The sequence below is a fragment of the Candidatus Aminicenantes bacterium genome, from assembly GCA_011049425.1.
Taxonomy (GTDB): Bacteria; Acidobacteriota; Aminicenantia; order UBA2199; family UBA2199; genus UBA876.
This window is the reverse complement of record DSBM01000049.1, coordinates 25,091-33,650: the sequence shown is the minus strand read 5'-3', so window position 1 is coordinate 33,650 and position 8,560 is coordinate 25,091. Positions and strand designations below refer to the sequence as shown.

General features: G+C 52.7%; 8 protein-coding genes. 3 read left to right on the top strand and 5 right to left on the bottom strand.

Annotated elements, in window-relative coordinates:
• The coding region (locus ENN40_03415; GenBank protein ID HDP94391.1) for a hypothetical protein at positions 1-266 on the top strand (266 nt) is incomplete at its 5' end.
• 472 nt (positions 267-738) lie between these two features.
• Here ENN40_03415 and ENN40_03410 read toward each other — a convergent pair.
• From ENN40_03410 to ENN40_03390, 5 genes are all read right to left on the bottom strand, one after another.
• Positions 739-936, bottom strand: coding sequence for a hypothetical protein (locus ENN40_03410; GenBank protein HDP94390.1), 198 nt, complete (start codon positions 934-936; stop codon positions 739-741).
• 108 nt (positions 937-1,044) lie between these two features.
• Positions 1,045-2,619, bottom strand: coding sequence for an excinuclease ABC subunit UvrC (gene uvrC / locus ENN40_03405; protein HDP94389.1), 1,575 nt, complete (start codon positions 2,617-2,619; stop codon positions 1,045-1,047).
• Positions 2,579-3,400 carry an outer membrane protein assembly factor BamD gene (bamD, locus tag ENN40_03400; GenBank protein ID HDP94388.1) on the bottom strand — a complete coding sequence of 274 codons (822 nt, stop codon included), beginning with the start codon at positions 3,398-3,400 and terminating at the stop codon, positions 2,579-2,581. The genes uvrC and bamD overlap by 41 nt, the downstream gene beginning before the upstream one ends.
• On the bottom strand, positions 3,400-4,062 hold the full coding sequence (gene rpe / locus ENN40_03395) for a ribulose-phosphate 3-epimerase (GenBank protein HDP94387.1): 663 nt from the start codon (positions 4,060-4,062) through the stop codon (positions 3,400-3,402). The genes bamD and rpe overlap by 1 nt, the downstream gene beginning before the upstream one ends.
• The gene (locus tag ENN40_03390; protein ID HDP94386.1) at positions 4,059-4,781 is read right to left on the bottom strand and encodes a PASTA domain-containing protein; all 723 of its coding nucleotides are present in this window, start codon (positions 4,779-4,781) and stop codon (positions 4,059-4,061) included. The genes rpe and ENN40_03390 overlap by 4 nt, the downstream gene beginning before the upstream one ends.
• Positions 4,782-4,920: 139 nt before the next feature.
• Here ENN40_03390 and ENN40_03385 point away from each other — a divergent pair, with 139 nt between their 5' ends.
• Positions 4,921-7,068: a bifunctional (p)ppGpp synthetase/guanosine-3',5'-bis(diphosphate) 3'-pyrophosphohydrolase gene (locus tag ENN40_03385; GenBank protein ID HDP94385.1), complete on the top strand. Its 2,148-nt coding sequence runs from the start codon at positions 4,921-4,923 to the stop codon at positions 7,066-7,068.
• 269 nt (positions 7,069-7,337) lie between these two features.
• Positions 7,338-8,492 carry a hypothetical protein gene (locus tag ENN40_03380; GenBank protein HDP94384.1) on the top strand — a complete coding sequence of 385 codons (1,155 nt, stop codon included), beginning with the start codon at positions 7,338-7,340 and terminating at the stop codon, positions 8,490-8,492.
• Positions 8,493-8,560: the final 68 nt, after the last annotated feature.

Genomic DNA, 8,560 nt, shown 5'->3' with positions numbered 1-8,560 from the left:
GATACAATATCAGGGTGCCTGAGCCGGAAGTCTTCGTTCTTTTAAAGTTATTGATACTACCGCGCAGAAAAGATAATGCAAAGCGCATGAAAGACGCTTACACAGCTCGAACTCTGGGCGAATTTCTCCTAAAAAGAATTGATAGGAGAGTATTTATGCAAACCTTGTTTAATGAACTGCCGAAAGGATGGCAAAAGAAGATACGGAGTGTTTCCAAGAATCACTTCCCAGCTTTACTTGATATTGTAAAATTTCGACCGTACTGATAGAATTCAACTCGTTTCCTCCTGCCACTAGTAGCCCCTCTATGCTTGCCATTATTTCAACAGGAAAGAAGAAGTTGAGGGAGTAAACACAGTTCCCAGTTGCTAAAACTGATAGAGACATAAATCCGAAGCACGAAATCCGAAATCCCAAACAAATTTAAATAACTCAAATCCAAATGTCCCAAACAAAAAAAACGCCCGAGTCATTCAGATAGCCTGTCATTCGAGATACTTGTCATTAACTCGCTGCGCTCGCGTCTTTATTAAACGGTCTTCTTATCCAGCAGGCGCTTAGTTTCTGACCAGGCAGTTTGTTCGGAAAACAAGCAGAATCGGGGTCTTTCATGCAATTCCGCGCAGACCACTACCTGGGAACACCCGGCTACTGGATGCTTATTCGAACAAGCTTGACGTTTGGCGAGGAGATCGGCAAAGAGCCGGCGATTTTTTTCCTTTGGGCCTGGAGAAGAATTCAGGTAGTCGGGTCGGGATTGGCGGGATCCCGGGAATCGGGGCGGGGTTCGTCCACCCGCCAGACATGGGTACGGATGTAGTGGCGCAGCTCGATCTGCAGGGACATGTAGAGCAATTTGTCCTTCGTTGAAAGGGATTTCAGGTCGAAATCCCGGTGTCCGTCGAAGCGGGGGTCCCTTACCGGTTTGTCACCCATTTTCCATTTTCTCTTTAATGCTCAGGATGGCGTCGAAAAGAAAATTTCCCATGGCCGTTCCTGCATAGAGAATACCCCGGAGAAGCGCCGTTTTCACGCAGGGTGGAATCAGGATTTCTTCATGCGGCGTTTGCGGTGGTGGGTGACGGCGCGGCGGTGGGCCTCGTCGCGCACGTTCTGCAACAGGAAGCGCACCGGCGACCCCTCGGGGAAAACGGTAGTGACCCCGTTTTCACAAAACACCCGCTCCTCGGATTTGGCCAGGCTGATCAGGTCCGCCCGGAACCCCAGGCGGGCTTTGACATCCATGGCCGCCCGCAGCTGGTCGCTCCCGCCGTCGATCAGCAAAAGATCGGGATCCGGGGGATCTTTGCGGCCGAAACGCCGCTCCATGACCTCGCGGATGGCATGGGTGTCGCCGGCCGGGGCGCTGCGGATCAGATAATTGCGGTACTCAGAAGTAATCGGACGGCCGTTCTCGAACACGACAACAGATCCCACCCGCTCTCTGCCGGAGAAATGGGAGATATCCACGCCTTCGATGCGCAACGGCAGATGATTCAGCCCGAGTTGCTCCCGCAATTCCGCGGCCACCCGCTCAAAACCTTCACGATTGACATAGAGCCCCAGATTGCGACGCGCCAGGTCCATCATGTGGCGACGGGGTCCGCGCCGGGGGAGATGAATGCGAATTTTATGTCCCGCCAACCGGGCAAATATCCCTTCCAGATCCTGCACATGCGCCGGCAGCGGATCCACTTCCAAGGCTGAGGGCAGGTTGGCCTTGCGGTAGAAAGTCACCAGGAATTCTTCCATTGCAGCGGCGGGGTTGCCCGCCAGCGAAGTAAAAGTAAAAAAATCCCGTGAAACAGCGTGGCCGGCTTCCACCGCGAAACGCATCACCGCCGCTTCCTCTCCCGACAGGTGAAGCGCCACCACGTCATACGCATGCCTGGATCGGGCCGCCACCACGGAACGCGAGGGAAAATCACGCAATACCCGCAGGCTCTCTTTCAGATGCTGCGCCTGCTCAAAACCGAGGTTGCCGGCGTGTTCCCGCATGGCCGCTTCCAGGCGTTTTTCCACTCCCGCCCTCTCTCCACGAAGGAATGCCACCGCTGCATTTGCCCGGCGAAGATAGTCGTCCCGTTGTTCGGGAAAAACGCATGGAGCGGAACAGCGCTGGATATGGTAATAGAGACAGGGAACTTTACGCCGAAACACCGCGTCTTTGCAATTGCGCAGAAGGAACACACGCATGATCAGGTCGATCATGGCCCGCGCCTTGCCGGCATCCGCCAGATGGGGTGTCGCGAAACTCCGCTCCCGGGGATTGCGGGAAAAATATACCCCGGGGAACTCTTCCCCCATGGTGATTTCAACCACCGGATACGATTTGTCATCCTTAAGGCGAACATTGAAGGGAGGACGATAATGATGGATGAAATTGTATTCCAGTTGCAGGGCTTCAGCGGGATTGTCCGTCAAAACGAAGTCCACCGCCTGGCTGCGTTCCAGCAAGCGACGGACTACGGGCGAAGGCGAAGACAGAAAGTACTGGAACAGGCGCTGTTTCAGGTTGGCGGCTTTGCCGATATAAAGGATTTTGCCGGAGGCGGTGCGAAACAGGTAAATGCCCGGTTCAGCCGGCGGGTTCAGGTCGCTTTTCTTCAGCACCTTCAGCTGCTTTTAACTTTCCGTCTATCGCTTTCATCAGTTTGACCGCTTTTCGGGCACACTTGGACTTGGGATAACTGTTGGTTACCTTCTGAAAGAAAGACAGGGCGTTCTTCCAATCCCGCGTGGCCATGTAGGCCTTGCCCGTATAAAAAAATAGCCGGTCATTCAGACTGAAATCGGGAAATTCGTCAATGACGTATTTGAAACGCTGGACGGCGCCCCTGTAGGCACCGTACTTGTAATTGTAGTAGCCGATGCGGTAGTTGTGCATTGCCAGGTTGTCGCGACATTCGGCAATGCGCTTTTCCGCATCCCGGGCTTCACGCGTGCCGGGATAGAGTTCCAGCAACTCCTGGAAGGCCTTGATGGCCGCCTTGGTATTGGTCTGATCCCGCTCCGGTTTGCGCATGCGTTCGAAATAGCACTCACCCACCTGAAACTTGGCATAGGCGGCATCCGGGGAATTGGGATAGAGGTTGACATACTCCTGATACTCACTGGCCGCCACCACCAGAGATGCGGCGTCCCCCTGCTTGAAATAAGCATCCGCGACGCCGACCTTGGCCCGACGCGCATAGATACTGTCCGGATGCAATTGCATCACTTCCTTAAACAACATGCGGGCTCGTTCCGGATTCTTGCGGATCAGTTCGCGCGCTTTTTCGTAGATCACCTTGGCGGACCCTCTTTCCGAGGGAGTCAATTCCAGCTTGGACTGGGATGATTTGCAGGCGCTCATACCAAACATCAGAATTATGGGCAGGATCCAGGCAATTCGTTTCATCAGGCATCTCCATTAAAAACACTGCATACTTGCTTAACCACGGCATGAATATCCCCGGCGTTGTACAAGGCGGTCCCCATCACCAGTATATCCGCACCGGCGGCACGGAGTTGAGCAGCCATGGACGGGTTGATTCCGCCGTCGACCTGAATACAGCATGTCAACCGTCTTTTGCGGATCTCGGATTTGAGATCTCGAATTCGGCCCAGGCTTTCAGGAATAAACGACTGGCCGCCATATCCAGGAAACACGCTCATGACCAGTACGTAATCGAGTAAGGGCAACCAGGGAAAAACTTTCTCTACCGGTGTATCCGGATTGATCACCAGCCCCGGCCCGGCACCGGCGGCGCGGATTTCTCTTAACAATCCAGAGGGATCCGGAACAACTTCCAGGTGGATGGATATCCAGTCACTGCCCGCTTCCAAAAAGCGTGGAACCCAGCGCTGGGGATTGGACACCATCAGATGGGAATCAAAACGGAAATCAAAGCGGCTGCGGATGGCAGCGATGGTGGCGGGACCGAAAGAGATGTTGTCCACGAAATGGCCGTCCATGACATCCAGGTGAATCCAGTCGATCCCGGCTTTCGAGAAAACATCCAGGCGCTCGGCGAGCTCAAAATAGCGGGTGGAAAGGATCGATGGGAATAACGGGTTCATTGACTCACCTGGATACCGATCAAGTTACGCCGACTGATGCGGTATCCCGGAGCGGGGAACTGTTTGATCACCACGCCGGGACGCAAACCTGGATAGGGAACTTCCGTTATGTTGTTGATCTTGAGGCCGTTGTTCTCAAAAAAAGCCAGCACCCGGGGGGCATTTTTTCCAATCAAGTCCGGCATGATAAAGGCGATATCCGCCGCGCCCTTGCTGACCAACAGGTCCACTGAGGTGCCAGCGGGCACTTTCGCCCCCGCGGGTACGGACTGGCTGATCACCAGATCCACCGGTGCGGTGGGCGAGTCGATATATGAGATCAGGCGGCGTTTCAAATCCGACTTCTCGAGCAAGTCGTCCACGGTTTTCAGGTCATGGCCCGTCAGATCGGGTACGAGTACTTCCACCAGTTCAGAGGTCACGAATACCTTGACAAAAGAGCCTTCTTTTACTTTCACTCCGGGAGACGGGAATTGATCAATCACGGTTTCAGGCGCATAGTGACGATCAAAATTTCCGGCAATGCACTTTAGTTTCACGCCGCTCTGTTTTGCCTTCGCGCGTGCCTGGGTCAAAGTGTTTCCTTTGAAATCCGGGGCCTGAACCTCTTCTCCCTTGATCAGCATACTCATGGTCAAAAAAACCGCGGCGGCGAATATCAAAAGGTAGGAAACGGCATACGCCGCCACTTTGAGAACCGCCAACAACTTGCTTTTCATCCCATTATCACTCTATCATACCCCCGGTGGGAATGCAACCGGATCGCCAGTACTATCGGCACCCGCCGGTTGTCACGAGAAGCGTTTTAGAGTATATTGCCAAATACAGGTGCGGACCGTTCCGCCACCGGTGATTCCCATGATCAAGCGATTCTTTGAGCTACAGGAAAAAATCCTCGGCTACTACGAGGATGCCAATCTGGAATTGCTCAAAAAAGCCTATTCGTTTGCAGCCAACGCCCACATGAACCAGATGCGGGCCACCAACGAACCCTATATCATCCATCCCCTGGCCGTAGCTGCGACTTTGGCGGACATGCACCTGGACGAAATTTCCATAGCCGCCGGGCTGTTGCACGACATCGTGGAAGACACGGAATACAACATTGAAGAGATCCGTCACCAATTCGGCCAGGAGGTCAGCGATATTGTCTGGGGCGTAACCAAAATATCAAAAATATCGGAAATCGATAAAGAGGACGCCCAGGCTGAGACCCTGAAAAAAATGATCGTGGCCATGACCCAGGATGTCCGGGTCATCCTGATCAAACTCGCTGATCGCCTGCACAATATCCGTACCCTGGACGTGCTGCCGCCGGAAAAACAGCAGCGCATCGCCCGCGAAACCCTGGACATCTATGCCCCCATCGCCTATCGCCTGGGCATGGGAAAGATCAAGGACGAACTGGAAAACGTCTCGTTTCGATATGCTTTCCCCGATGATTACCAGCGCATTCACGAGCAAGTGGAACAAAAACGCGTGGCTGCCATTGCCCGTCTGAGCAGCGTGCGCGATGACATTCAGCGCATGCTGAAACGATTGGCAATCAACGGAGATATCGAATACCGCATCAAACGCGAAGTATCCATCTATCGCAAACTGGTTCGCCAGGATATCAGTATCGATCGTGTATACGACCTGGTGGCCCTGCGGGTGATTACCGCTTCGGTAGAAAACTGTTACGCGCTCATGGGGGAGATTCATCAGGCATGGCAACACATCCCGGGCCGCTGGCGGGATTTCATCACCAACCCCAAACCCAACGGATACCAATCGATCCACACCACCGTCCTCACTCCGGATGGTTTCAAATTTGAAATCCAGATCCGCACCCGTGAAATGCATAAAGTGGCGGATGAAGGCATTGCCGCCCATTGGAAATACAAGCAGGGAATTGCCTTCCTGGACAGCGATCAACGTTTGCAATGGTTCAGGGACATGATTGAAAACCACCGCCACAACCCCGATCCCCGCGAATTCATCACCCTGATCAAAAAAGATTTGAAACCCAATGAAATTTACGTATTTACACCCAAAGGCAAAGTAATCAACCTGCCCGCCGGCGCCACCGCAGTGGACTTCGCCTATGCCATCCACACGGAAATCGGCCACCGTTGCCGCGGCGCCATTGTCAACGAACACCTGGTGCCGTTGCGGACGGAGTTGCGCTCCGGAGACGTGGTCGAGATTCTCACGGGCAACGCCGCGTCCCCCAGTGTGGACTGGCTGAAATTCGTGGTCAGCAATCGTGCCCGGCGCAAGATTGCCGCCTTTGTACAGAAACGGGAACTCGGCGTTTTCGAAGAGAAGGGCCGCAAAATCTGGGCCCGATCCCTGCGCGAATACCGGCGAAAACACAAGTTGAAGCTATCCGAAAGCGAAATACGGGAAAGAATCGCACGCTTGAACTACCCCGATCCGGAGAGCCTGTACCGCGACCTGGGCTCGGGGCGACGCGTACTGGACCAGAGAGCCCTGCGCGCAATATTTCCGGAGCTCAGAACCAAGCCGCCGGAAGCAGCCGTACAAAAAAAGGTGCCACAGTCCTCGCCGGCCTATCGCCTTGTCAACGTGGAAGGCTTCCAGAATATCGAGATATCTTTCGCACGTTGCTGCCGGCCCATCAAGGGTGAGGACATTCTGGGGTACATGACCCAGAAACGTGGGCTGGTGGTTCATCGCCGTGATTGTCCCAATCTCAGGAACACAATCCCGGAGCGTTTAAAGCAGGTAGACTGGAATGAAAACCGTGAACACTGGTACCCGGTGAGATATGACCTGCTGGTACAAAACAAACCTGGGTTGTTGAGCTCCATCTCCCAGATTACCGCCCAGGCGAACAGCAACATCGGGCGCCTGGAGTCAGAGACATTAAGCCAGGGGTTGAGTCGTATCCGCATTACTTTTGAAGTCAGGGACATTGACCAATTGAGAAAGATTGCCAAAAAATTTCAAAAAACCCGCGGCGTCTTTTCCGTAACCCGCAAACGACCTGCAGAAAAATAGGGGTCTGTTGGGTTTTGTGTGAATTGCAAAGCTAGCCCGTATTTCTCACAACGATCTGCTGCAATGGCGGATATGGCCGTGGAGATAATTACCCTCACGCCCTCTCAGCAATCATAAATGTGGACTTACCCACTCTGAATGGAAGAGAACCAAAGATTAAATCGTTGGCATATCACTCTCTTCTATAGGTAATCCAGCAATTTCTGAATTTTTGAGATATTTGATTTGTATATCATATTTATTCTTGAAAATATTCAAAGGGAGGAGATATGACTTTGCAAAAATTTTCACTACGTATGCTGGTTCTATGCCTTGGTTTGTGTTCTCTTATGGGCGTTGCCTCGGCCGACGTGAAACCGGATTTTTCGATAGAGGCCTTTATTTACAATGCCGGCGGTGATATTTTCACCGTCCGTGTTCGCAACAACAATCCCGGCGCTCAATACGAAGGCAACGTAACTTTCGGCATCTGGTTAAACAACACCCTGGTGACATCAAGCCGCACCAAATACCTCTATTTTAATGACAATGACGCCTTTGACGTCATGCTCTTTCAAAGCACGGAATTTATCAACCAAGTCAATCTGAGCGGAAACGTCTCGGTTAAGGTCAAGGTCGATTACCACAACAATGTCCTGGAAACCAACGAGAACAACAACACCAAGACCCAGACTTTCATTTTCAACCCCACCGCCACCGCGGTTGCCGACCTGGCAGTGACTTCCATTTACAAAGTAGGTGCAGACCAGGTCAAGTACACCGTAAAAAACGCTCACTCCCAGAATCCTTTCAGTGGCATGATGAAGATCAATTGGTCCGTTAATGAAGGCGCGGGTCATTTTTGGATGACCTCGCTTTCCAACTTGCAGCCAGGACACAGCAAAGACTTTGCCATTCCCTACACCCTCCAGCCCGGTCGCAACGGCATCCAGATCAAAGTGGACCCCGGCAACCAGATCGCTGAAACCAACGAGAGCAACAACTCCAAGCTGGTCTATCTCTATCCTTCAATCGCCGAAATCGAACTGATGAAGTACGCCCGCCTGGGCTATCAATCCAGTAAACGCATTATCAACCAGAACACCAATCCCGCTTTAATCACTCCCGATACCATCGGGCCGGTAACCAGCGCCGTTAACCGCAAGATGCATATCGAGGTCAGACTGCGGGGATTGGGAAGCGAAAACGTAAACTCCTATGTCATCACGGTGTTTTGCTATGTGCCCGCATCCACACTCAGAACCTATATGCCTGTTGGTTTCTCAAACGGGCCCGTCAACGGGGAAATCAAAAAACAGGACATCACCATCTGGGTACCCAAATCAGCTGCCAGCGGCAACCAGAGCGGCAAATTGAAAATCGAACTAAAATACCTTGGGAAAACCAAAAACTGGGAATTTCCCATCCAGTTCAGCGGCTTTTAACCCCGACTGAAAATAGGTAACAGCAGCATGAGGTGCGGGCTATATTCCCTCACCCACGAGTGATTCAC

Excerpts from the sequence above, each read along its gene's own strand:
- bamD (HDP94388.1), bottom strand. The coding sequence starts at position 3,400 with ATGAAACGAATTGCCTGGATCCTGCCCATAATTCTGATGTTTGGTATG.
- ENN40_03380 (HDP94384.1), top strand. The coding sequence starts at position 7,338 with ATGACTTTGCAAAAATTTTCACTACGTATGCTGGTTCTATGCCTTGGT.
- ENN40_03390 (HDP94386.1), bottom strand. The coding sequence starts at position 4,781 with ATGAAAAGCAAGTTGTTGGCGGTTCTCAAAGTGGCGGCGTATGCCGTT.
- rpe (HDP94387.1), bottom strand. The coding sequence starts at position 4,062 with ATGAACCCGTTATTCCCATCGATCCTTTCCACCCGCTATTTTGAGCTC.
- ENN40_03385 (HDP94385.1), top strand. The coding sequence starts at position 4,921 with ATGATCAAGCGATTCTTTGAGCTACAGGAAAAAATCCTCGGCTACTAC.
- ENN40_03410 (HDP94390.1), bottom strand. The coding sequence starts at position 936 with ATGGGTGACAAACCGGTAAGGGACCCCCGCTTCGACGGACACCGGGAT.